The sequence below is a fragment of the Mesorhizobium shangrilense genome (assembly GCF_040537815.1).
GTDB lineage: Bacteria > Pseudomonadota > Alphaproteobacteria > Rhizobiales > Rhizobiaceae > Mesorhizobium > Mesorhizobium shangrilense.
On the sequence record NZ_JBEWSZ010000005.1, the window covers coordinates 25,455 to 48,468 of the forward strand.

The 23,014-nt window shown below is 62.4% G+C and carries 26 protein-coding genes; 12 read left to right on the top strand and 14 right to left on the bottom strand.

The window, feature by feature from the left end; translation table 11 throughout:
* Positions 1–140 precede the first annotated feature (140 nt).
* Positions 141–1,763 carry a CHASE domain-containing protein gene (locus tag ABVQ20_RS32310; RefSeq protein WP_354463757.1) on the top strand — a complete coding sequence of 541 codons (1,623 nt, stop codon included), beginning with the start codon at positions 141–143 and terminating at the stop codon, positions 1,761–1,763.
* A 150-nt stretch (positions 1,764–1,913) separates the two neighbouring features.
* On the opposite strand, the gene ABVQ20_RS32315 is transcribed toward ABVQ20_RS32310, so the two are convergent.
* The 6 genes from ABVQ20_RS32315 to ABVQ20_RS32340 all read right to left on the bottom strand — a co-directional run bounded on the left by ABVQ20_RS32315 (position 1,914) and on the right by ABVQ20_RS32340 (position 5,405).
* Complete coding sequence (locus ABVQ20_RS32315; RefSeq protein ID WP_354463758.1) at positions 1,914–2,171, bottom strand: YMGG-like glycine zipper-containing protein; 258 nt, start codon at positions 2,169–2,171, stop codon at positions 1,914–1,916.
* Positions 2,172–2,255: 84 nt separating this feature from the next.
* The gene (locus tag ABVQ20_RS32320) at positions 2,256–2,582 is read right to left on the bottom strand and encodes a hypothetical protein (RefSeq protein ID WP_354463759.1); all 327 of its coding nucleotides are present in this window, start codon (positions 2,580–2,582) and stop codon (positions 2,256–2,258) included.
* A 132-nt stretch (positions 2,583–2,714) separates the two neighbouring features.
* On the bottom strand, positions 2,715–2,888 hold the full coding sequence (locus tag ABVQ20_RS32325) for a hypothetical protein (RefSeq protein ID WP_354463760.1): 174 nt from the start codon (positions 2,886–2,888) through the stop codon (positions 2,715–2,717).
* Positions 2,889–3,028: 140 nt separating this feature from the next.
* A complete protein-coding gene (locus ABVQ20_RS32330) occupies positions 3,029–4,060 on the bottom strand; it encodes a sensor histidine kinase (RefSeq protein ID WP_354463761.1) in 1,032 nt (343 codons plus the stop codon).
* A 185-nt stretch (positions 4,061–4,245) separates the two neighbouring features.
* Positions 4,246–4,410, bottom strand: a complete 165-nt coding sequence (locus ABVQ20_RS32335; RefSeq protein WP_354464100.1) for a DUF1328 domain-containing protein — start codon at positions 4,408–4,410, stop codon at positions 4,246–4,248.
* 200 nt (positions 4,411–4,610) lie between these two features.
* On the bottom strand, positions 4,611–5,405 hold the full coding sequence (locus ABVQ20_RS32340; protein ID WP_354463762.1) for a response regulator: 795 nt from the start codon (positions 5,403–5,405) through the stop codon (positions 4,611–4,613).
* A gap of 221 nt (positions 5,406–5,626) precedes the next feature.
* Here ABVQ20_RS32340 and ABVQ20_RS32345 point away from each other — a divergent pair, with 221 nt between their 5' ends.
* A complete protein-coding gene (locus ABVQ20_RS32345; protein WP_354463763.1) occupies positions 5,627–5,830 on the top strand; it encodes a NepR family anti-sigma factor in 204 nt (67 codons plus the stop codon).
* Positions 5,831–5,833: 3 nt separating this feature from the next.
* Entirely contained in the window at positions 5,834–6,385 is a 552-nt protein-coding gene (locus tag ABVQ20_RS32350; protein WP_227344950.1) for a sigma-70 family RNA polymerase sigma factor, read from the top strand.
* A gap of 67 nt (positions 6,386–6,452) precedes the next feature.
* Here ABVQ20_RS32350 and ABVQ20_RS32355 read toward each other — a convergent pair whose 3' ends face one another.
* Positions 6,453–6,773 (bottom strand): response regulator, encoded by a 321-nt coding sequence (locus ABVQ20_RS32355; protein ID WP_435528475.1) that lies wholly within the window; start codon positions 6,771–6,773, stop codon positions 6,453–6,455.
* 219 nt (positions 6,774–6,992) lie between these two features.
* On the opposite strand from ABVQ20_RS32355, the gene ABVQ20_RS32360 reads away from it, so the two are divergent.
* From ABVQ20_RS32360 to ABVQ20_RS32370, 3 genes are all read left to right on the top strand, one after another.
* On the top strand, positions 6,993–7,754 hold the full coding sequence (locus tag ABVQ20_RS32360) for a Crp/Fnr family transcriptional regulator (protein ID WP_354463766.1): 762 nt from the start codon (positions 6,993–6,995) through the stop codon (positions 7,752–7,754).
* Between the two features lie 156 nt (positions 7,755–7,910).
* The gene (locus ABVQ20_RS32365) at positions 7,911–8,237 is read left to right on the top strand and encodes an ElaB/YgaM/YqjD family protein (RefSeq protein ID WP_354463767.1); all 327 of its coding nucleotides are present in this window, start codon (positions 7,911–7,913) and stop codon (positions 8,235–8,237) included.
* 5 nt (positions 8,238–8,242) lie between these two features.
* Positions 8,243–8,707, top strand: coding sequence for a hypothetical protein (locus tag ABVQ20_RS32370; protein ID WP_354463768.1), 465 nt, complete (start codon positions 8,243–8,245; stop codon positions 8,705–8,707).
* Positions 8,708–8,713: 6 nt separating this feature from the next.
* On the opposite strand, the gene ABVQ20_RS32375 is transcribed toward ABVQ20_RS32370, so the two are convergent.
* Positions 8,714–10,246 carry a sensor histidine kinase gene (locus ABVQ20_RS32375; protein ID WP_354463769.1) on the bottom strand — a complete coding sequence of 511 codons (1,533 nt, stop codon included), beginning with the start codon at positions 10,244–10,246 and terminating at the stop codon, positions 8,714–8,716.
* Between the two features lie 157 nt (positions 10,247–10,403).
* On the opposite strand from ABVQ20_RS32375, the gene ABVQ20_RS32380 reads away from it, so the two are divergent.
* Entirely contained in the window at positions 10,404–10,577 is a 174-nt protein-coding gene (locus ABVQ20_RS32380) for a hypothetical protein (protein ID WP_354463770.1), read from the top strand.
* Positions 10,578–10,600: 23 nt separating this feature from the next.
* On the opposite strand, the gene ABVQ20_RS32385 is transcribed toward ABVQ20_RS32380, so the two are convergent.
* On the bottom strand, positions 10,601–11,521 hold the full coding sequence (locus ABVQ20_RS32385) for a diacylglycerol/lipid kinase family protein (RefSeq protein ID WP_354463771.1): 921 nt from the start codon (positions 11,519–11,521) through the stop codon (positions 10,601–10,603).
* Positions 11,522–11,812: 291 nt separating this feature from the next.
* Here ABVQ20_RS32385 and ABVQ20_RS32390 point away from each other — a divergent pair, with 291 nt between their 5' ends.
* Complete coding sequence (locus ABVQ20_RS32390; protein WP_354463773.1) at positions 11,813–13,129, top strand: PRC-barrel domain-containing protein; 1,317 nt, start codon at positions 11,813–11,815, stop codon at positions 13,127–13,129.
* 66 nt (positions 13,130–13,195) lie between these two features.
* On the opposite strand, the gene ABVQ20_RS32395 is transcribed toward ABVQ20_RS32390, so the two are convergent.
* Positions 13,196–14,779, bottom strand: coding sequence for an alkaline phosphatase family protein (locus tag ABVQ20_RS32395; RefSeq protein ID WP_435528473.1), 1,584 nt, complete (start codon positions 14,777–14,779; stop codon positions 13,196–13,198).
* 235 nt (positions 14,780–15,014) lie between these two features.
* Here ABVQ20_RS32395 and ABVQ20_RS32400 point away from each other — a divergent pair, with 235 nt between their 5' ends.
* From ABVQ20_RS32400 to ABVQ20_RS32415, 4 genes are all read left to right on the top strand, one after another.
* Complete coding sequence (locus ABVQ20_RS32400) at positions 15,015–15,947, top strand: VOC family protein (protein ID WP_354463776.1); 933 nt, start codon at positions 15,015–15,017, stop codon at positions 15,945–15,947.
* Positions 15,948–15,957: 10 nt separating this feature from the next.
* Entirely contained in the window at positions 15,958–16,581 is a 624-nt protein-coding gene (locus ABVQ20_RS32405; RefSeq protein WP_354463777.1) for an alpha/beta hydrolase, read from the top strand.
* Between the two features lie 3 nt (positions 16,582–16,584).
* Entirely contained in the window at positions 16,585–16,884 is a 300-nt protein-coding gene (locus tag ABVQ20_RS32410; RefSeq protein ID WP_354463778.1) for a GNAT family N-acetyltransferase, read from the top strand.
* A gap of 154 nt (positions 16,885–17,038) precedes the next feature.
* Positions 17,039–18,094 (top strand): dipeptidase, encoded by a 1,056-nt coding sequence (locus tag ABVQ20_RS32415; protein ID WP_354463779.1) that lies wholly within the window; start codon positions 17,039–17,041, stop codon positions 18,092–18,094.
* A gap of 10 nt (positions 18,095–18,104) precedes the next feature.
* Here ABVQ20_RS32415 and ABVQ20_RS32420 read toward each other — a convergent pair whose 3' ends face one another.
* Genes ABVQ20_RS32420 through ABVQ20_RS32435 form a run of 4 tightly spaced genes read right to left on the bottom strand, consistent with a single transcriptional unit; the run spans position 18,105 to position 22,817 of the window.
* Entirely contained in the window at positions 18,105–18,365 is a 261-nt protein-coding gene (locus ABVQ20_RS32420) for a hypothetical protein (RefSeq protein WP_354463780.1), read from the bottom strand.
* 2 nt (positions 18,366–18,367) lie between these two features.
* A complete protein-coding gene (locus tag ABVQ20_RS32425; protein ID WP_354463782.1) occupies positions 18,368–19,642 on the bottom strand; it encodes an aminomethyl transferase family protein in 1,275 nt (424 codons plus the stop codon).
* Positions 19,643–19,645: 3 nt separating this feature from the next.
* Positions 19,646–21,211, bottom strand: coding sequence for a phytoene desaturase family protein (locus tag ABVQ20_RS32430; protein WP_354463783.1), 1,566 nt, complete (start codon positions 21,209–21,211; stop codon positions 19,646–19,648).
* On the bottom strand, positions 21,198–22,817 hold the full coding sequence (locus ABVQ20_RS32435; RefSeq protein ID WP_354463785.1) for a phytoene desaturase family protein: 1,620 nt from the start codon (positions 22,815–22,817) through the stop codon (positions 21,198–21,200). Before ABVQ20_RS32435 ends, ABVQ20_RS32430 begins: the two co-directional genes overlap by 14 nt.
* Positions 22,818–23,014 lie beyond the last annotated feature (197 nt).

Genomic DNA, 23,014 nt, shown 5'->3' on the forward strand with positions numbered 1-23,014 from the left:
CGGCTGTCCTCACGGATCGGCAGCCGGCTAATTGCCGATCATGTGATATGCCAGTGATGCCGATGGTTTGGCCCCGGCATTGTGTTGGTGGGGGGACTTGCCCATAAAGGTGGCGAACCGCTCACGGGCCGCATTATCCATTGAAGAAATTCTTTCCGATCGTTGCCTTCATCGCCGTCGCACTGATCAGCCTGACGATGGCCGGGTTCGCCTATTTCGCCACACAGGAAGCGGCGCGCATCAAGTTCGAGGCGGCGGCCGACGATGCGCTCAACCGGATCGAAAGCCGCATCGACCTGCATCTCTCCTTGCTGCGTTCGACCCAGGCGCTGTTCGACGCCCGCAACGGCGACATTTCACAGAACGAATTCAAGGCGTTCTTCAAGGCGCTCGACGTCGACAACAATTTCGCCGGCCTGCGCGGCATAGGCTTCCTCAGGCTGGTGAAGGCTGGTGACGAGGCTGCGGTTGAACGCGATATCCTGCGCGACCAGGGTGTGGCCCATGCGGTTTATCCGGATACGACGCTGCCCTGGCGCGCGCCCATCGTCCTGTTCGAGCCGCTGGATCCTTCCAACCGGTCCAGTATCGGCTACGACATGTTCACCGAACCGGTGCGGCGCGAGGCGATCGAGAAGGCCATGGCCGACGATCAGCAGCACGCCAGCGGTCTCGTGCAACTCGGCCAGGGCACCGGCGCGGCGCAGGTTTTCACAGGCTTCCTGGTCTTTGTGCGGCTCAATGTCGAAACAGCGCCGGACGTCATCAACGCGTCGAGGTCCTCGACAGCCGGTTTTCTCTATGCCGCCTTTCGCGCCGAGGACCTGTTCCAGGTCGCGCTCAGCCGAGTGCCGCTGCTGCCGGTCAATACCGAGATTTATGATGGCGCGGTGAAGGCCGAGAATCTTTTGTTCCGGTCGGAAACGCCGCCTGTTTCCCTGTTCGGGGACAGGCTTCTGGTCACCCGCAAGATCATGGTGGCCGGCCGGCCATGGACCGTCCAGTTCCGGCCGACAAGCGCCTTCTCGCAACCATCCTCGCGCGCCATTCCCGTCATGCTTGGATTGTTCGGGCTGTTGCTGGCTGGCGCCATCGCCCTGGTGGCGCGCTATCAGGAGCGTGCCTATGACGCTGTCTCGCTGCTGCACGAGACGACCGAAAAGAGCCTGCAGGAAAAGGATTTGATGCTGCAGGAGATGAAGCATCGCATCAAGAATTCGATTACACGGGTTCTGGCGATCGCGCGCCAGACGGCGTCGCGCGCCGCCGACGTCAACGAGTTCTCATCGTCCTTCTCCGCCCGGCTGCAGGCGATGGCCGCTTCGCAGGACATGCTGACGCGCTCGCGGTGGCAGAAGGCCGATCTTGGTGACCTCCTGCGCATCGAACTTGGCCAGGTGTTCGGCAAGGAACTTCCCGAAGGACTTCTGTCGGGGCCGGAGGTGCAGCTCGACGAGACGACGACGCAGGCGCTCGGCCTGACCTTTCACGAACTGGCGACGAACGCGCTGAAATATGGCGAGGCCGGCAATTCCGTAGGTGCGCTGAAAGTCGACTGGTCGCTCGAAGGGCATGGGCGCGACAGGACGCTGGCCCTCAATTGGCGGGAAGCCGGGCAGAAGAAACTGGAAATGCCAACCAAGACCGGTTTTGGCACCAAGCTGATCGACCTCAACGTGACGCGCGAATTGCGCGGCACGATCAAGCGCGATTTTCATGCCAATGGTCTGACTGTGGAAATAAGGATTCCGCTGACGGCTTAACCCCCAGACAGGCATGACCTTGTCCATGCACCCACTATCCCAAAACCTCTGCGTGCTTCCAGGCCACATGTATTGGGGTGTGCAGACATGGAATGGAGGTCCGGAAGCCGGCGAACCGGCTTCCGGATTCAAATCTTGATTATCGCTGAACTAGTTGCAGCGGGCCGTGTAGGTGAAGGGGCGACCGTGACGATCATGACCACGATACACGCAACGGCCATTGCGCAGATTGCGCACCAGCAGGCCGGAACCTGCACCGACAGCCGCACCGATCAGCGCGCCCTTGCCGCCGCCGACCAAGCCACCGACGCCGGCGCCAATCAAGCCGCCACCGACCACATCCTGCTCGGTGGTGGTACAGCCGCTCAGCGCAGCTACCGCGGCCACGGCGATAATAATCTTCCGCATAGAGTCACTCCTCACTTTGTGTCCTCACTTCAATAAGCTCCAACCGCTATTTATCATGAAATAACAGTCTTTGCCCGCTCGATTTTATTGTTGGCTAAGATAGTCTTTTTCGGGACGCGTCCCGCTGGATGCCAGCAGCAGATTGGAAATCTCGAGGGAGGCATCAAGCGTCCCGTCGGGTCGCACGTTCCACGCGATCTTGTTGTAATCATCCTCCAGCGCCGGATCGACCGGCAGGCATTTCGCAACGATATGCTCAGCCTGGCCCTGGACATCGCCCAAGGCGAAGGGCCGTTCGGCGGTACATTCGGCAGCCGTCTCAAAAATGCTCACCGGAACGGACAATTCGCGGCACTCGGTCATGTTGCTTGAACAGCCAATAACGAGCAGCAAGGCGGCGATGTGTTCCATGGCGACATGTCCTCTCGCCATAACAACGACTCAAAACCGCCAAAGTTCCTGCGGTAGCAAGCTAGTCAACGAATAATTGGACGCCGGTTACACGCACTGCCGCCAACGCATGCCGCCGCTCCTGTCCCGCAATCAGAACAGCTGGAAGGCTGCCACCAATAGGACCGCCGCGATCAGTGCGAATGCGGCGAGGCGGAGAGCGAGGTGGGAGGTTCGTGGCGCGGGTGAGGCAGGTAATTCCGGGTCCTGAAACTCGCCCATCGAAACGCGGGCGGCCTGTTCCAGTCTGTTCATGTCGGCAACCATCAAAACCATTCCTCCCCTACCGCGCTGCGAATCGGAACGTCCAGAGGACAGGCAGGTTCCAGCGATATCTGGGAAATACAGTGTGGGATGTTATGGTAAATAGCCGGTTAAGGTTTGCGTGACGCCGGGTGTCCGCCCAGTCAGTCTGTCTCGAAATTGCCGTGGGGAACGACGAGGCGGTATTCGAGGCGGCCAGCCGTGATTTCAAGCGTTGCCGTGCCATTCAGCGATGCCGGCACGACCCGCTCGAGGGCGACGCTGCCAAAGCGTTTCTCGCTGCGCTGATTGTCATTGGCCCCGATCGCCTCGGCCCAGGTCAATGACAGGGCGGCTTCACCGGCGGAAACGGCCATGAGATTGGCGGTCACCTCGACAAAGCCGCCTGGCCGCGACAGGGCGCCATAGCTGACGGAATTGACGGCGAGCTCATGCATGGCCAAGCCGATATGCAGGGCCGCATTGGGATTGAGATATGGATTGACCCCCTGGAAACGCAAGCTGCGCACGGGATCAGCTCCGTAGCGGCCGACCTGGCCGGACACCAGTTCGCGAAGAGCCGCCCCGCGCCAGTTGGAGGACGTCACCAGATCCTGGGACGACGCGAGCGATTGCAGCCGGCCACGAAAGCGCGTCAGGAAATCGCCGATGGTGTCAGAGTAGCGGCCGGTCTGGGTGGCGATGCTCTGGATGATGGCCAGGAGATTTTTCGAGCGATGGCTGACTTCGCGCAACAGCGTCTTCAGGGTCTGTTCGCGACGCTTCTGCTCGGTCGTTTCGACCATTGTGGTGACAACGCCCTGCACTGTGCCGCTGTCGCCATGGTCGGCGTCTATCCATACCTGGAACCAGCGAACGCCGTCTTCGGCGGGAACGCTGAGTTCGAGACGCTCCGCGTTTCCGGACGCCATGACGTTGCGTTTGGTCACGTCGATGCGCTCTGCCTGGGCCAGCGGCAGGATGCCGTTGCTGTCAGCGCTGTCGGCCCATGGCGCACGCATGTTGCGCGCCCATACGGTCTTCAACTCGCGATCCTGGTAAAGTACGGAAATGCCGGCATTGTGCAGCGCGTGCAGGAGGGCCCGGCCGAGCTGCATTCCACTTTCGGCGGGATGCAAGGCGATGATCTCATCGCTCTGCCTGCCCTCTTTGATGTCTCCGGCCTTGGAACGCATCGCTTGTTATGTCCACCCAGTTCAGCTGAACGGCCCACTGACAAATGGGTTCCCAAGAAGGAGCAGGTTCCGGTCCCCCAAAAGCGGTCCGCCGAGCGGCGTCCTGTGAAGGATACCGCCCGGCGGTGGCTGGAAACCGTTTGAGGGGTGCGGCTTCCAGTGTTCGCTCAAGGTCCGCCTAGTCGTCACGCGCGCTTGAACAAGCCTGCGAGAAGCGAAATGACCAGGAAAGCGAGAAAGATGTAGAACAGGATCTGCGCTATCCCGGCCGATGAACCGACGATGCCTCCAAACCCGAGCGCGCCCGCGATGATCGCGACGACAAGAAAAACAAGCGCCCAGTAGAGCATCATCCATCTCCTTCAAATGGTGTCATAAAAACGTGGTTCGCCGCCGTTTGTTCCACCATTGGCCGAAAAAGACGAGCCTGCAAATCGCCCGAGAAGCCTGATGGGCACGGAAAATTCTCGGCGATGCCGACCAATCATGAAGAAGGCCGCCCGATGCAGTGCATCGAGCGGCCCTTTTCATGCATTCGATGGCAGGAAGGCTATGCCGCGGCCTTCGCCTGCCGGTCGAAAAACAGCGCCTGGCTGATCAAGGCCTTGACCATATCCGGGTTGAACGGCTTGGTGACCAGGAACGCTGGCTCAGGCCGCTCGCCAGTCAGCAAGCGTTCGGGGAAGGCGGTGATGAAGATCACCGGCACGGAGGTGGATGAGAGGATCTCGTTGACGGCTTCGATGCCGGAGCTGCCGTCGGCAAGCTGGATGTCGGCCAGAATCATCTTCGGTCGTGTCTTGCCAAACAGCGTCACCGCCTCGGCATGGGTGCGCGCCGTTCCGACCACGCGATGGCCAAGACTTTCGACCATTTCCTCTATGTCCATGGCGATCAGCGGCTCGTCTTCGATGATCAGCACATCGGTCGCCACCTGGCGGGAAATCTCGTTGCTGGCCTGGGCCAGAAGCTCCGAGAATTCGGCGTCGCCGACATCGAGAATCTCCGCTGCCTCGTCTTCGGTGAATCCTTCGACCGCGACCAGCAGGAAAGCCTGGCGGGGGCGGGGGGCGATGGCATTGAGGTTTGCGGCCGCACGCTGTTCCCAGGCGGACTGGGCATGCTCCTGCGGAACGCGGATGGCGACCGAGGTGAAGAGCTTGGCGAATATCTTGTAGAGTGCGATGCGGTCGTTCGATGCTTCCGGAAAGATATCGACATCGGTGATGAGGGCTTCAAGCATCGCGGCGACCAGCGCGTCGCCACTCTCCTGCGACCCGGAGACTGCCCGCGAAAAGCGGCGCAGGAACGGCAGGTGTGGAGCGATGGTTGCGGATAAACTCATGATGAACGTCTCCCTCAGATGACGTGGTTGCATAGATTGCAGGTCAAGCTGATTGCAAGCCCCGGAACAACAAACGCCGTGTTTTGGAAAAAGTTCCGGGCATCTGCGGAACTAATATGCGGGGAAGGCGTTTGAGGTCGGGATGGGCGACCAGACGAGGGTGCCGCTTGCCTTGTATTGTGTAGTATGGCGGCCTGGTAGCTGGGGGAATAAAGGGCGAAATGAAGGATATGATGAAACATACAATGGCTGGCGCCGTCGAAAGGCGCCGGGATGGTTCCGGCGACCCGCTTGGGCCGAACTCGGAAATTGGTCGTAAACTCAAGCAGTATTATGACGAGCTGGTCTCCGACGATGTGCCGGATCGCTTCGCCCAGCTGCTCAGCCAGCTGGAACAGGCAGAACCCGCGCAGAAGAAGGACTGAGGCATGGCTGCCGTCTCTCAGGGCTTCAAGACCGATCTGCTCGGATCGATCCCCAGTCTGCGCGCCTTTGCAGTGTCGCTGACGCAGAATGCCGACAAGGCCGACGACCTGGTGCAGGAGACGCTGGTCAAGGCGTGGGACAAGCATGAAAGCTTCCAGCCGGGCACCAATCTCAAGGCCTGGCTGTTCACCATCCTGCGCAACGAATTCTATTCGCAGATGCGCAAGCGCGGCCGCGAAGTGCAGGATAGCGATGGTATCATGACGGCAAGGCTTGCCGTTCATCCGGCCCAGCACGGTCAGCTTGACCTGAAGGATTTTCGCGGCGCGCTCGAACAATTGCCCGAGGACCAGCGCGAAGCCATCATCCTCATCGGCGCGTCGGGTTTCTCCTATGAGGAAGCCGCCGAGATTTGCGGATGCGCGGTCGGAACAATCAAGAGCCGCGTCAGCCGAGCCCGCACGCGGCTGCAGGAAATCCTGAAGATTTCCGGTGAGGACGAGTACGGCCCCGATGCGATCTCGGCCCAGGTGATGGGCACGCCGGGAAGCTGAGGCGTGACGGAGAAGGCGGGATCGGGATCGTGCCGCTCAGCAATCAAGATATGTCGGTTATGGGGTGTCAGTTGGCGGGCTTCCGGCCGCAGGCGGCCGCCACGGCCTCGACAAGGTCCTCTCCCGAATAGGGCTTCGTGACCAGCCTGATGCCGGGAAAGGACGCCTTGATCTCGTCAACGTCCGAATAACCCGAGGCGAAGACGAAAGGCAGGCCGGTTTCCCGCAAACCCGAGGCGAAATCAAGCGTGGAGGCCCCGCCCAGCATGAGATCGACAATGGCGGCGTCGAATCGTCCAGCAACGTCCTGCTTGTCAATATCCGCCAGATCGCGGGCGATAACCACCTCGCCGGCGCCATAGTCGCGGCACAGCTGCTCGACATCCATGGCGATCAGGAATTCATCCTCCAAGACCAGAATTCGCAGTCCGTCAAGCAATGGTGGCACGTAGCAATGTCTCCTTGAAACCAAGGGAGTCATGATCGTTATTTGGCATCCTGTCATTTAAAAAAGACATGCCGGGCGCAGATGGTGGAACCACCGCCGCCGCGACGCGTTGGAAATCAACTCTCTCGAAGAGGGGCAACGCTTTCGAAGAGGGTCGAAATGTCGGGCCAGAACGGTCGTTCCTTCTCCAGCCGCCAATATCCTTGCGAAAACTGTCCGCTTCGGCCGCTGCCGGTGTTCCGTGAGTTCGAAAAGCAGGAACTCGTCTTCATCAGCAAGTTCAAGAAGGGTGAGCTTGCCGTCGACAAGGGCGCCACGGTGCTGGTCGAGGGCAGTCACAGCGCCCACCTTTATACGGTGCTTTCGGGCTGGGCCTTCCGCTACAAGCTGTTGTCGGATGGCCGCCGCCAGATTCTCAACTATCTGATGCCGGGCGATCTCATCGGCCTGCAAGGCAGCGTGATGGGCGAGATGCAGCATTCCGTCGAGGCCCTGTCGCCGATGCTGCTGTGCGTCTTCGAGCGCGAGTCCCTGCACGAACTCTACCGCAATCACCCCGGCCTCGCCTACGACATCACCTGGATCGCGTCGCGAGAGGAGCGGATGCTCGATGAAAACCTGCTCAGCGTCGGTCGTCGCAGCGCCATCGAGCGCGCCGCCTACCTCATCTCCTTCATAGGCAGCCGGGCCAAGGTGGTCGGCGTCAACGGCAAGCAATCCGTCCGGATCCCGATCACGCAGCAGCACATAGCCGATACGCTCGGCCTCTCCCTGGTTCACACCAACAAGACGATCCGCAAGCTGATGGATCGAAAGCTGATCCTCTGGCGCGACGGCGGCTGCGAGGTTGTCGACAATGAAGGGCTCAAGGAACTCGCCCATTGGGAGGGATTGACCGAGGGTCGTCGGCCGTTGATCTGACGGTGCGCACGTTAACCTGAAGCCAAATCGCGGCTGGACTCGACCGCAGAAACAACCTTTCATCAGACCACTATGATTTCGGGGCTTGGGCCCGTCGTTTCGGAACCTTGGCGTCCATCGAACGTTTGAAATCAAGCGAACGCAAGGAGTTAAGCAATGGCTACCGCCACCGGAAAAACCGCAAATGAAAGCCGGACGAACCCAGACCTTGAAGCCGACATCAAGCAGCTCAAGGCCGATATCGAGAAGCTGACCAAGCAATTGGCCAAGACCGGCGAGCATGGCTATGGGACAGCCCGTCGCGCGGCGAGCGAAGGTGTCGAGCAATTGCGTGCCCAGGGCGAGGCGGCCTTCGACAATTTGCGCAGCAATGCCAGGGATGTCGAGGCGCAGCTGCTGGCCAGCGTGCGTGAAAAGCCGGTGACGTCGCTGGCGATCGCGGCCGGCGTCGGCTTCCTGTTCGCGCTTCTCGCCCGGCGCTAATTCCCGTGGGAATGCTGGCATCGCTTATTTCGGGTTTCGCCTCCGGCGAGACCGTGGCCGCCATACGCCGCGCTCGCACCGCCGCGATCGTCTATGCGGTTGCCGCCCTGGCGGCGCTCTGCGGTCTCGGGTTCCTGGTCGGAGCGGCCTATATCTGGACGGCCGGCCGCTACGGATCGATGGCCGCCTCGCTGGGCTTTGGGGCCGGCTTCCTGGTCATCGCCGGGCTTATACTGCTCGTCTATCAGCTAGCTTCAGGCGCGCGCGCCCGGCGCCGCGCGAAACGGCGCGACGCGGACTTGAAGGCGATCGGCATTACAGCAGCACTTGCCGTGTTGCCGACGCTGCTCAAGGGGAAGGGCGGTCTGGGCGTCATTCTCGGGCCGGCGGTGGCGCTTGTCGCCTACGCCATCTACCGTGAAAACGTGAAGCCCGGCACGGATGGCCGTGATGATGGCGACGCGAAATAGCGCGGGCTATTTCGACAAATCTTCCAGCGGCATGGATATCTCGGCATAGACGCCCTCCGGCCTGAACTCATGCGTCACCTCGCTGGAGATGACCTTGGCCAGGCTGCGACGGATCAGGATCGAACCGAAGCCGTGGCGTTCCGGCGGGGTGACTTCAGGGCCGCCACTTTCGCGCCAGGTCAGCACCAGGCGCCGGTCGCCCTTCTTGCCTTGCGTCTTCCAGTCGAGATCCACCTTGCCGGCCGCCACGGACAGCGATCCGTATTGCAGCGCGTTGCTGGCCAGTTCATGCAGGATCAGGCCAAGTCCGACGGCCTGGTCGGGTGACAGCAACAGGTCGGCGCCGGAGATTTTCATGCGCGGCTGCGCGGCGTTGTCAAACGGCTTCACTTCGATCTGCACGAGTTCGCGGATGCCGATGCCGCGCCACTCGCGATCCGACAAAAGACTATGGGCAACGCCAAGCGCTTGCAGCCGGGCGCCGAAGGCCTCGAGAAATTCACTCGGCTGGCGTGCGTGCCGGACCGTCTGCGTTGCCAGTGCCTGGACTGTCGCCAGCGTGTTCTTGACGCGGTGATTGAGCTCGCGCAGCAAAAGCCGTTGCCGTTCGTCGCCAAGCTTGCGCTCGGTGATATCGTAATTGACGCCGAAGATCAGCGTCGGCTTGCCGTCGTCATCGCGTTCGATGACGCGCCCGCGCGTGGCGAGCCAGCGCGGCGGGGAGAAGCCTTTCACCCGGTATTCGCCGAAATAGTCGTCGCTGCCGGTCAGGGCGTCACGGAAGCGGGTTTCAGTCTGATAGACGTCGCGTGGATCGATGGCGGTCAGGATATCGCGGGCCCGCAACCGGGTCGAACGCGGCAGGTTGAACAGTTCGGACATCAAGACATCGCATTCGATCATTTCGGCGCGGATATCCCAGGCCCAACTGGCGAGCGAAGCCGCGTCGAGCGCGATGGCGCGCCGCTTTTCCTCGCGCGCCAGTGCTGCCTCGGCGATGGCGCCGCTGCGGGTCGCGTCCTTCAGCATGAACAGGCTGGCGGCGAGGCCGGCCAGCGCCTTCAATTGATCGAGCTTGGCGGCGGACGGGAACGCGTGCGGCTTGCGGTCGAGTACGCACAGCGTGCCGATGCGCGCGCCGGCGACCACCATCGGCGCCCCGGCATAGAAACGGACGTGGTGCTTGCCGGTGACCAGTGGATTGGTCATGAAACGTGGGTCGAGCGTGGCGTCGGTCACCACCAGCGGTTCATCGCCCGCGGCGATTGCATGGGCACAGAACGATATGTCGGTCGTCGTTTCGGTTTCGTCGATCCCGACGCAGGACTTGAACCATTGCCGGTCCAGATCGAGCAGCGTAACAAGCGCGATCGGTGCTTGCATCACTGACGCCGCGAGATTGCTGATGCGGTCGAAATCAGGGTCGGCCGCCGTGTCCAGCATCTCCAGCCCGTGCAGCACGGACAGCCGATCCCTGTCACTTACCGCGCGAAAAATCTCGGCCGGCAGGCCCGGCGCGCCTTCAATCGTATTGTCCACCAGATCCCCAATGCCCCGTCTTGCGGTCGTTCCTTGTTGCCCCTGCTGGCCGGCGAGAGGTCGTCCCCCAAGCATGGAACCTTCGTAGCGGGGAACAGTTACCCGAACATGTTTTTTCGAACACGCCTGCCGGCGCCAAGCAATACTGAGGCCGAACATGACCAAAATCATCCCTGAAGACAAAGCCCGTCAGGGGCGCTGGGGGTGGCACGGCTTTCGCATCCTCATTGCGGCGCTGCTCCTGGCCTTCATCGCGTGGGGCGCGGCGAAAATCTATGGCGAGGTGATCAAGTCGCCGACGACCCAGCAAAATAGCATCCCCCAAGGCTAGGGGGTCCACGGAACCGGATCGCATCATGCGGCCTCGGCTTGAGCATTGCGCGCGGGCACCAGCACATTGAGTGCGCCGGGGTGGATTTTGATCGTCGTTTCCTGATCAAGCTTGACCAGTTCGCCATCGATCACCGCGCGGTATTTTTTCGCTGGCGAATGGACTTTCACCACCACCCGCTCGGCCTGGTGAATCTCGACATGTTCGTTATCGCGCCACTTGCCGCGCGCCATGTTGAAGAAGAATTTGACCAGGTGGCGGCGCTGCTCGGCCACCGTGACATAGATGCCAAGCACGCCGCCCGCGGGATCGTCGGCGTAGGGCAGGTGGCCTTCCCCAAACAGATTGTTGGTAATGCCGATGGCGGTGGTCCGTGTGACGATCTCGACTTCGCCCACCGTCAGCGTCACCTTCATTGCCTGTGGGTCGTTGATCGTTGCCCAGGCAGCCTGTGCCGAGGCTCTTATCTTTCCCAGACGTGAACCGAACTCCAGTTTCTGGCGACGCTGCACCATCTTGGCATGCATGCCGATCGAGAACTGATGCACGAACGGACGACCGTTCGCTGTGGCGATATCCACCGCCGTCACGTCGGCGTCGACAAAGGATTCCAGTGCGGCATCGAGCGTATGGGGAATGCCGAGCCCGCGCGCGAACAGGTTCATGGTGCCTGCCGGCAAAATCGCCAACGCCTTGTTCTTGCCCATCAGCCGGGCCGCCGCCGCCGAAATGGTGCCGTCGCCTCCACCGGCCAGCACAATATCGATCCCGCGCCGCGACGCCGCACTGTCCAGCGCCGCTACAACATTCTTGCCGGCGACGACATCGAGATCGATGGAGTGACCGGCTGCCTCAAGGGTCTGGCGCATGCGCTGGGAGAAACCGGCGATGTCGGTCGTGCGCAAGGTGCCACCGTCCTGGTTCAGCACCGCCGCAAACCGCATAGTTCGCTCCGCATTTTGACATGACCCACCAGGCCGGGACTTGCCCAGCCACAGGCTGAAACGGACGTTGTGGAAAAAGGTTCCGCTCGCAGGGGTATATCGAGACGCGAATTCCCCTGCGCCCGGGCGTGGATTTCGCTACCGAGCCGGCGGTCTGCCGACGGTCTTTTGTCGGAACAACAGCGCGGTCACGACGTTGTGAATGCGCAGAGGATGCCGCGTCCGGTCTTCCCAGCGACGGTTTAACCGGACGCGGTGCGCATGAAATCACGCACGAGGGAGATACCTATCATGATCCGCAACCTTTTAGCCACGACCGCGCTCGCAACGCTGATAGCGACGGGTGCATATGCCCAGACAGCCACAACGCCGGCACCAGCCCAGACGCCGGCAGTCCAGAATGCGGCTCCCGCCGCACAGATGCAGCGCGCCGAGGGCAGCCTCGTCACCAACATCATTGGCACGAGCGTCTACAATGGTAGCGGCGACAGTGCTGAGAATATCGGCAAGGTCAGCGACGTCGTGTTCGACAAGGAAGGCCAGGTGAAATCCGTTGTCATCGGCGTCGGCGGCTTCCTTGGCGTCGGGGCCAAGAAAGTCGCCTTCGACTACAGCAAGGTGCAGTGGGCCGAGAAGAACGGCGACCGCTGGCTGGTGGCGCCGACGACGAAGGAGCAACTGACGGCGCAGGCCGAATTCGACGCCAAGCCGTATGCTCCGGCGCCGGCAACGCCAGCTACGGCGCCGGCGGCGGGCACGGATGCCGCGCAAGCTCCCGCCGCCGCGCCTGCCGAGCCGGTGAAGCGTGCCGAGGGCAATCTCGCGACGAACATCGTTGGTCAGAAAGTCTACGATAGCACCAGCGATGACGCCCAGAACATCGGCAGTATCAACGACATCGTTCTGGCCAAGGACGGCAAGGCCGAATCCCTGGTCATTGGGGTCGGCGGCTTCCTAGGCATGGGGGCCAAGAACGTCGCCTTTGATTTCGGCAAGGCCGAATGGGCCGAGAAGAACGGCGAGCGTTGGCTGGTCGCGCAGACCACCAAGGAACAGCTGCAGGCGCAGCCGGATTTTAACCGCAGGGCCTATGACCCAGCTCCGGCGGTGACCGCTTCCAACGGTGCCACAGCTCCGGCTCCAATGAACGCGGTGCCGTCCGACAGCTCGCCTCCGGCCGTGGCCCCTGCTGACAAAACAGCGCAGGCGCCAGCCGCGGCCACGCCTACCATGTCTCCCGACCAGATGCAGACTGCCGCCATAGACAAATCGGGGCTGAATGAAATGCCGATCGGCGAAATCCGCGGCGATGATCTGAAGGGCACGACCGTCTACGGCGCCAACGACGCCAAGGTGGGCGAGATCGGCGACGTCGTGCTGACGCCCGATACCAAACCCGACGCGGTGATCGTCGACGTCGGGGGTTTCCTGGGCATCGGCGAGAAGGAAGTGGCCGTTAGCATGGATAATCTGAAGTTCATGACCGACAAGGACGGCAAGAAGTATCTCTACACGACCTTCACCAAGGAGCAGCTCGAAGCGCAAGCGGCCTATGACAAGAGCAGCTACACGCAAAATCGCGCCAAGCAGCGACTGATCGTGCAGTAGGGAGTAAGTCAGTAGGGCAGTAGGCAGTAGGGACTGCGTCGCAGTTCAGCCTATTGCCTTGCTGCCCTATTCCCTTATTCCCCTACTAACATGGCCCACAACGCCATTGTCCGTCAGTTCGGCAAGCGCCAGCGACTGGTCGAGATGCTCGGCCCGCCAGGCGAGCAACCGTTCGGCGAATTCCAGCCGCACCGACAGATAGGCCGGATCGCCAGCGACATTGTCCAGCTCGCCCGGGTCCGTCTCCAGATCGAACAGAAGCGGCTGCAGCCCACTGCCGAAATGCACATATTTGAATTTCTCCGTGCGGATGACGGCGAGGTTGCACTGGCGCGAGGTGATGCCGAAATGGTTTTCGGCGCGACCGTCGCCAATCGAGCGGAAATCGAATTCCCAATGCGCGGCGTTGCGCCAATCCTGGGGTTGTTTGGCTTCCATGAACGGTTTGAGCGAGCGCCCGTCGAGATGTGGTGGCGGGGTCTCGCCGACCAAGTCGAGTAGCGTCGGCACCATGTCGACAGCCTCGGTGAAGCGATCGACACTCGTGCCGGCCGCCTTGTCGTGGCTGGGGTCGCGGATGATCAGCGGGATATGATAGCTGCCATCGAAGAAGCCGCCCTTGCCGAGCATGAAATGGTCGCCCATCATCTCGGCATGGTCGGAGGTCAGCACGACGATCGTGTCGTCCCAGGCATCGGCAGCCTTGATCGCCAGCCAGATACGGCCAAGCTGCGCGTCGACCTCCGAGATCATGCCGTAATAGATCGCACGGATCCGGCGAAAATCGTCTTCGCTCCAGTCGTGCACCTTGCCTGGTGTGCCGGGAAGGAACTTGCCGCGCTCCTGCCGGCTCAGATCATAGGCAAGGTAGGGATGGCTCTCCGCCTCTGCTTGCCAGGTTTCGGCACGTCGGAAAGCCGGGCCTTCGGCCGGACCATACATGGTGTTGTATGGGGCAGGCACGATGAAGGGCGGATGCGGGCTGATGAAGGAGAGATGCGCGAACCATGGCGCATCATGCTCCTGTTCGCCAAGCCAGCGGATAAACTCGCCGGCAATGAAGGCAGCCGGCGTCTCGTCCTTCGAATAGACCGGCGGCCCATTGCTGACCGCGCCGTCCGTCCTGTTCCCATGGCGCTCATCGACCGGGCGATGAATGCCGGGGGACCCCGCTGTTGTATCGACGCCACGCGCCTTGAGCCAGGACAGCCATGGTTTCTGATGCTCGGGCAGAAGCTGGCGCACGGTAAAGCCGGGCAGCACGCCTTCGTAGCTTCTCAGCCTCGGATCACCGGGCTCCAGCGTGCGCGGATCGAGCGATACGTCTGTGTAGCCGAACAGCGTCGGATCATAGCCGAGGGCGCGTGCGTGCAGCGCGATGTTGCCGTGCCGCGCGTCGAGCGGCGTGCCGTTGCGACAGACGCGGTTGTTCATCTGGTAGAGGCCGGTGTAGAGGCAGGCGCGCGCCGGCGAGCAAGGGGCCGCCCCGCCAAAGTGCCTTTTGAACAGTACGCCTTCGGCGGCGAGCGCGTCGGCATTTGGCGTCCTCACCACCGGATGCCCTGCCGCCGACAGGCAATCGCCGCGCCACTGGTCGCAAGTAATCAGGAGAACGTTAGGGCGTCTGCTTGCTCTGGCCAATCGCGGCATCCTCCATTCATCCGGGCGCGCCCATGGAACCGAAATCCGGCGCCGAGGCAAGCCTCAGACAGGCAATAAGCCAAGCCAGAAGTATCGCTCTAATGGTGAACAAAAGACATTTCATCGTTCACTTTTACAGCACAGTCCATTCTGTGTTTGCCGCCTTTGCCGGGGACGGGCCAGCCCTCATATTGGCGTGGACAGCGGCGAGGGCCGCACCATCACCAAGGGAAGGAGCAAGAAAATGCTCGATCAGATCAAGGGCCTGCATCACGTCACCTCGATGGCCAGCGATGCGCGCCAGAACAATGCGTTCTTCACCAACACGCTCGGCCTGCGCCGGGTGAAGAAGACCGTCAACTTCGACGCCCCCGATGTCTATCACCTCTATTATGGCGACGAGGTTGGCACGCCGGGTTCGGTGATGACCTACTTTCCGTTCCCCAACATCGGCAAGGGTCGTCACGGCGTCGGCGAAGTCGGCACCACGGTCTATTCGGTGCCTGAGGGCACGCTCGCCTATTGGGAAAAGCGTTTTGCCGACGAGGGCATTGCGGGCCTCTCCCGCGAAGAGACCTTCGGCGAGCAGCGCCTCGCATTTGCCGGGCCGGATGGCGATGGCTTCGCCCTGGTCGAGGAGAAGAACGACCAGCGCGCACCATGGCTGAAGGGCAGCGTTCCCGCTGACGAAGCGATCCGCGGCTTTCACTCCGTGTCGCTGCGGCTGAAGGACGGCGGCGCCACCGAGGAGTTGTTGAAATTCATGGGCTATGAGGAGGTCGATGCCTCCGGCAACGTCAAGCGTCTGGCGGTGAAGAACGGCAATGGCGCCGATGTCGTCGACATCGAATCGCTGCCGGGCGCCGGCTTCGCCAATCTCGGTGCAGGCTCCGTCCACCATGTCGCTTTCGCCGTCGAGAACCGTGCCAAGCAGCTCGAGGTGCGCAAGGCGCTGATGGACACCGGATATCAGGTGACGCCGGTGATCGACCGCGATTATTTCTGGGCGATCTATTTCCGCACGCCGGGTGGCGTGCTGTTCGAAGTCGCCACCAATGAGCCAGGCTTCGACCGCGACGAGGATACCGCTCATCTGGGCGAGGCGCTGAAACTGCCGTCGCAGCACCAGCACCTGCGGCCCTATCTGGAACAACATCTGCAGAAACTGGAAGGCTGAGGATCAGGTCATGAGCAAGGACGCTTACATCCACAAGATGCTGCCCGGTTCGCCGGGCGGCCCGCTGCTCTTCGTCTTCCACGGCACGGGAGCCGACGAGAGCCAGCTTCTGTCGCTGGGGCGCGATCTCGCGCCCCTGGCAACCATCATCTCGCCGCGCGGCGATGTGTCGGAACAAGGTGCTGCGCGCTTCTTCCGCCGCACGGGCGAGGGTGTCTACGACATGGCTGACCTGGCGCGGGCGACGGGCAAGATGGCGGGTTTCGTCAAGGCGCATGTCGAGGCGGCGAAACCATCTTCTGTGCTTGGCCTCGGCTACTCCAACGGCGCCAACATCCTCGCCTCGGTGGTGTTCGCGGCGCCGGAGCTGTTCGATGCCACGGTGTTGATGCATCCGCTGATCCCGTTCGAACCGGACGTGAAAGGCAGTCTTGCCGGCCGCCGTATCCTGCTGACCGCGGGCAAGCGCGATCCGATCTGCCCGCCAACCCTGACGAGCCGGCTGGAAGCCTATTTGCGTGCCGACGGCGCCGATGTCACAGTGGAGTGGCATGAGGGCGGGCACGAGGTGCGGCCGAATGAAATCGAAGCGGCACGGCGGTTCCTCGCCGGCGCGCGCGTTGAAGGAGCCTGAGCTATGCCCGATCAATTGCCGGAGATCGAACTCGAGGATCGCGGTTCCAAGGGCCGTTATGTGCTACGCGGACCGGACGGCGCCGAGGCCGAGATGACCTTCACCAAGATCGGTGAACACCAGATCATCATCGACCACACCGAGGTGCCCGACGTGTTTCGCGGCCAGGGGGCGGGGCTTCGCCTCGTCACCCGCGCCGTCGAGGATGCGCGGGCAGCGGGCAAGAAGATCATTCCGCTCTGCCCCTTCGCCAACGCCCAGTTTCGCCGCCATCCGGAATGGGCGGACGTGCTGAAACAGTGAGGTCGCGGAAGATTTGTCGGCGGCAAAAATGCTGATGATATGACTGGTCATAACGGCAATATGGATCTGGCATTTGCGCGGGCGGTCCATCTTGCCTAAGTAGGTATGATATATCGCAGGCAGTCGCCGACAAATCGAACCGAATGATCCCCTCATGACCGAACCCGACCTCGTTCCCGTCTTTGACGGCCACAACGACACGCTGCTCCGGCTCTACAATTCGAAGGACACGAACGTCGAAGGGCTGTTCATCGAGGAAACGCAGGGCGGCCATATCGACCTGCCGCGCGCGAGGAAGGGTGGATTTGCCGGCGGCATGTTCGCGATCTTTCCGCCGCCCGTGGAAAAGGCAAGGCGCGCTGTTCCCTTGGCGCCGAGCGATACCGAGCCCTTGCCGCCGGAAGTTCCGCGCGCCGATGCGCTCAACTCGACCATCGCGATGGCCTCGATCCTGTTCCGGCTGGAGCGGGCCGGGGCGCTCACCGTCTGCCGAAGCGCTGGCGATGTGCGCAACGCCATGGCGCAAGGCTCGATCGCGGCAGTGTTCCATATCGAAGGGGTCGAGGCGATCGATCCCGAGCTCACCATGCTCGACGTGCTGCATGCCGCGGGCCTGCGCTCGCTCGGCATCGTCTGGAGCCGCCCGAACGCCTTCGGTCATGGCGTGCCGTTCCGCTTTCCGTCTTCGCCCGACACCGGGCCCGGCCTGACCGATGCCGGCAAGGTGCTGGTCAAGGCGTGTAACCAGTTGAAGATCATGATCGACCTCTCGCATCTCAACGAGAAGGGTTTTCGCGATGTCGCTGCCATCAGCGACGCACCACTGGTCGCCACCCATTCCAATGTGCATGCGATCTGCGGCCATTCCCGCAATCTCACCGAATGGCAGCTTGGCGCTATCCGCGAGTCCGGCGGCATGGTCGGGCTGAACTTCGCCACGGGCTTCCTGCGCGAAGACGGCAGGATGAATTCAGACACCAGCCTCGACATCATGGTGCGCCATGTCGATTCCCTGCTGCAGGCGCTGGGTGAAGACGGCGTCGGCCTGGGCTCGGATTTCGACGGCGCCATGATCCCCGCGGTCATCGGCGATGTCGCCGGCCTGCCGAAGCTGCTCGATGCGTTTGCGGCGCGTGGTTTTGGGCACGCGCTGATCGAGAAGATCGCCTACCGCAACTGGCTGAGCATGCTGGAAAGGACGATTGGATAGCGCGCAAGCGCTATTCGAAACCGATGCGCTTCAGCCAATCCTTGCCGACGCCGCGATCACGGATGATCGGCAGCGGGTCTTCCGAATCGAGCCGGGCGCAGATGCGGTAGACTTCCAGAGTCTCGGCGCTCATCTCGTCACGCTTGTAGAAGAACATGGCCGCGGCATAGCGCGTGCGGCCCGACCATTTTTCACCGAGCGGCGTGTTGACCAGTTCCCACTGCTCGGCGGCTTCCCCATCGTCCTGCGGCTTGTCGGTCTCGTCCGCCATGGTCAGAAATCGGCCGGCGGATTGGCGGTGCGGCGATCGAGCTTGATGAACGGCCGCGCCACCACCTTGGCCCGCTTCATCAGCTTCTGGTACTGCAACTCGCGCATGGCGTAGATCTCGACCCACAGGTCCTCGACCATCGTATCACCGAATGGCCGCTCGAGCGAGGCGATGGCGACGTTGCGCTTGGCCATCGGCGACCACATGGCGGCGCTGACCAGCCCGACCTCCTGGCTCTTCTTGTAGTAGACGATGGCGTGTTCGGCCGGGATGTTGCCCTCGATCTCCAGCCCGACCAGCACATGGCGCAGCTTGCGTTTCGCCCGTGCTTCAAGGATGGCGCGGCGGCCGTTGAAGTGCCCCTTTTCAAGGTCGATCATGAAGCCGAGCCCGATCTCGTCGGGCCTGCGCAGTCGGTCGGCGCGTACGGCATGCTCGGCGGTGGTGAAATCCGCATTGGCGACGATCAGCCCGGCCTCGAGCCGGGCGCGGTTGAGCGCCGTATAGCCGATGGCGCGGATGCCGCGCAGTTCGCCCGCTGTCATCAGCCGGTCCCAGAGGCTGAGCGCCTTGTCGGCCTGGACGAACAGTTCGTAGCCGAGATCGCCGGTGAAGCCGGTGCGCGAGATGGTGACTTGGCTGTTTCCCTGGGGGCCGTCATCATGCGGGAAATCGGCGAGGTCGAAGACTTTCAGCTTCTCAACGCCGTCGAACCCGGCATCGCGCAAAACGGCGAAGGAGGTCGGCCCCTGCAAGGCAAGGCCGGCAACGGCCTCGGTCTCTTCCTCGACCGTCACGTCGAAACCGATGGCGCTGTCGAGCAGCCAGGGCAGATGCCGCTCCTGCGAGCAGAGCCGGAAACGTGTCGGCGACAGGCGGAACAAGGTGCCGTCGTCGAGCACAAAACCGGCGTCGTCGCACCAGGCGGTGTAGTGAACGCGGCCGGGCTTGAGCTTGGTGACATCGCGCAGCGTGACGCGGTTGAGGAAGGCCTCGGCGTCCTTGCCCTCTATGCGGTATTTCGTCATCGGCGAGATGTCGAACAGGGCGGCCTGGCTGCGGATGGCGAAGTATTCGAGTTCCTCGTCCCACAGCGAATGCGGCGCGCGGTAGCCGGCCCAGTTGTACCAGTCCTGGGTTTTGGCCAGCGCGTCGATGCGCGGCTGGAAGGGGGTGCCCTGGCGCAATGTACGAAAATGGCCCTGGGCGGTAGTGCGGGCGGAGACGGCCGGGGCAGTGGTCTCAGCGACGGGGTTCTTTATGGTTGTCCACGCCATTCCTTAGCCCTTCATCGCAATGATGCGCCGCGCGGCGTTAAGGCCGGGAGCGCCGGAGATTCCGCCACCAGGATGCGAACCGGCGCCGGCGAGGAACAGCCCGTCGACCGGCGTGTCGTAGCCCGACCAGCCGGACACGGGCCGCGACATCAGCATCTGGTCGGCTTGCAATTCGCCATGGTGCCAATGGCCGCCCGGCATGCGATAGCGCGCCTCGATATCGGCCGGCGTCAAAAGCTCGGCATGGACGACACTTTTGCCGATGCCGGGAGCATAAGCCTCCAGCTGAGCCATGATCGCCCGCAGGAATTTCGGCTTGCCGGCATCCCAACCTTCTTTCAGTGCGTAAGGCGCATACTGCACCACCGCCGACAAAACACAGGCGCCACTGGGTGCGAGCGTCGGGTCGGCAAGGCTGGGCAGGGTGATCTCCATCACCGGCTCGGTGGAGAACTCGCCGTATTTCGACGGATTGAAGGCGCGCTCGACATGATCGGGCGATGGCGCGATGACCAGACGGCCCTTGTGATCGGCGGCGTCGACGCCGGTGAATTGCGGCGGCCGGTCAAGCGCCAGGTTGAGCTTGGCCGCATCGCCCTTCGTGCGGATGTTCTTCACCTTGCGGACAAAACCGGTGTCGATCTCGCGCGAGCCGACGAGGTCAAGGAAGGTCGTTGCCGGATTGATGGCGGAGACGATCGTCCTGGCTGGCAGTATTTCGCCATTGTCGAGCGTGACACCAACGGCGCGGCCTTTTTCGACTATGATCTTCGCAACTGGTGTCCCGGTGCGGATCGTCACGCCGGCATTCTCGGCGGCGGCGCGAATGGCTGATACGACCGCGCCCATGCCGCCTTTCGGCACGATTTGCGCGCCGGCGGCACCGCCTGTCTCTCCCGCCAGCCGGTAGTAGAGGCCGAGCAGCGAGGTCGGCGACCTCGGGCCGAGATGGCTGCCAAGCGTGGCGTCGAAGGCAAGCAGTCCCTTCAGCCGGTCATCCTCGAGCTGTTCGTCGAGCAGGTCGGCGACATTCATCAGCAGCACACGCAGGAAATCGCGCATGTCCTCCTTGCCGAGCTTCTTCAGCGCCAATGCGCTCTGGCCGAGAGCGGCGGTTTCAAGCAACGACATGCCGTCGAGATCGGGCGGCCGGCGCGCCAGGAATGGTTTCAGGATACCGGCATACCGCAACAGCTGCGCGCGCAGTTCCTTCCACGCGGATTGCTCTGCCGAGCTGCCGCCGGTCAGCACCTCGCCATAGGCGCCATGCAGGATGAGCGGCGGGCCGTCCTTCGACAGGGCCAGGGATGGCACGAAATCCCCGCGCGCAACGATCAGCCCATGCTTTTCCAGCTCCAGCGACTTCACCACGTCGGGGTGCAGACGATTCAGCACATGAGCGATCGAAGAAGTGCGGAACCCAGGGGCGAATTCCTCGGTGCGCGCGGCACCGCCGACTTCGCCCGCGGCCTCCAGCACCAGCACCTTGCGTCCGGCTTTCGCCAGCGTGGCGGCGGCGACAAGGCCATTGTGGCCGCCGCCTATGATGATCGCGTCAAATGACGTCATGGGCCGGGCTCATATGCGAGGTGGACTTGGCGAGGTCGCGCAGGATTTCGGCCGCGGCATTGCGGCCGGGGGCACCCATGACGCCGCCGCCGGGATGGGTCGAGGAGCCACACATGTACAGCCCGCCAACCGGCGAGCGGTATTGCGCGTAGCCCGGCACCGGCCGGTTGAACAGAAGCTGGTCGAAGGTCAGTTCGCCCTGAAAGATGTTGCCTTCGGTGAGGCCGACTTCGGCCTCGATCTCGCGGGGCGTGCGCACTTCCATGTGGACGATGCGGTCGCGGAAGCCGGGCGAATAGTCGGCGATCTGCGAAATCACGCTTTCGGCAAAGCCGTCGCGGTCGGCATCGGTCCAGTCGCGGCCATCAATCTTGGGCGGCGCATACTGCACGAAGCAGCTCATGAAATGTTTTCCAGGCGGCGCCATGGTCGGGTCGAGTGTCGTGGGGATGACCATGTCGAGGAATGGGTCTGCCGACCAGCGCCCGGCCTTCCAGTCGTCATAGGCGCGTTCCATGCGCTCCATCGAATCGGTGAAATGCATGTCGCCGCGATAAACCGGAGAATCCTTCGGCAGTGCCGGAAATTCCGGCAGCGAATCCAGCGCGATGTTGACCTTGCCGGAGGAGCCGCGAATCTTGAAATTCCTGACCCGGCGCAGGAAGATGTCGGGCAATTCCTTCTCCTCGACCAACTTCAGGAAGGTGCGCTTCACGTCGGCGTTGGAGACGACGAGCTTGCCGTAAACCTCCTCGCCGCCCGCCAGCACCACGCCCTTGGCCTTGCCGCGGCTCACCAGCACATGGTCGACCTCGGCGCCGGTGCGGATGGTGCCGCCGGAGGCCTTGAACGAGGCGGCAAGCGCCTTGGTGACCGCACCCATGCCGCCACGCGCATAGCCCCAGGCCCCAACCGAGCCGTCGACCTCGCCCATATAGTGGTGCAGCAGTACGTAAGCTGTGCCCGGCGACATCGGTCCGAGCGCGGTACCGATGATGCCTGACAAAGCGAAATTGGCCTTGATGACATCGGTCTCGAAATATTCGTCGAGGAATTCCGAGATCGACATGGTCCAGAAGCGCAGGGTCAGCGCCATCTCTTCGGCCGACAGGCCGGCGAACTTCTTGCCGAGATAGAGAAGCTCGCCGAGATCGCGTGGCCTAAGGCTGGTAGGATCTGGTGCGGTGCGCATCAGCAGTGGCTGGATGAAGCGGCATTGCCGCGTCACGTCACGGGCGTAGCGGTCATAGGCTTCGGCGTCGTGTTTCGAGAACCGAGCGAATTCGCGTCGATGGGCATCATGGTCGCGGTAGTTGGCAAGGTAGTCGCCGTCGCGCGTGAACACCGCGCCGCCCTCATAGGAGATCACCTGCAGGCCGAAGCGCGGCAGTTCGAGGTCGCGCATGATCTCGGGCCGGAACAGCGAGCACACATAGGAGCAGTTGGAATAGAGGAAGCCCGGCGTCAGTTCGCGGCTGGTGGCGGCACCGCCGACCCAATCGTTCTTTTCGACGACCAGGACATCGAGGCCAGCGCGCTGCAGGTAGCAGGCATTGACCAGGCCGTTGTGTCCGCCGCCGATGATGATCGCATCCCAAGCTTTCATGCTGGCCCAGTCTTCATTGTGACCGACGCTTTCTCGCGTGATCCGTTCCCCGAATGCGCGAAATCTGGCACGGCGGTCGATATTCTGTCCAGCCATTTTGAATGAATGTTCAACAAATGGTATTGCGTTTTCCCGTTCATGCGCTACGCTTTGCCAGCACTCGACACTGGGCATTCGACGCTTGGGACCAAGGTCTG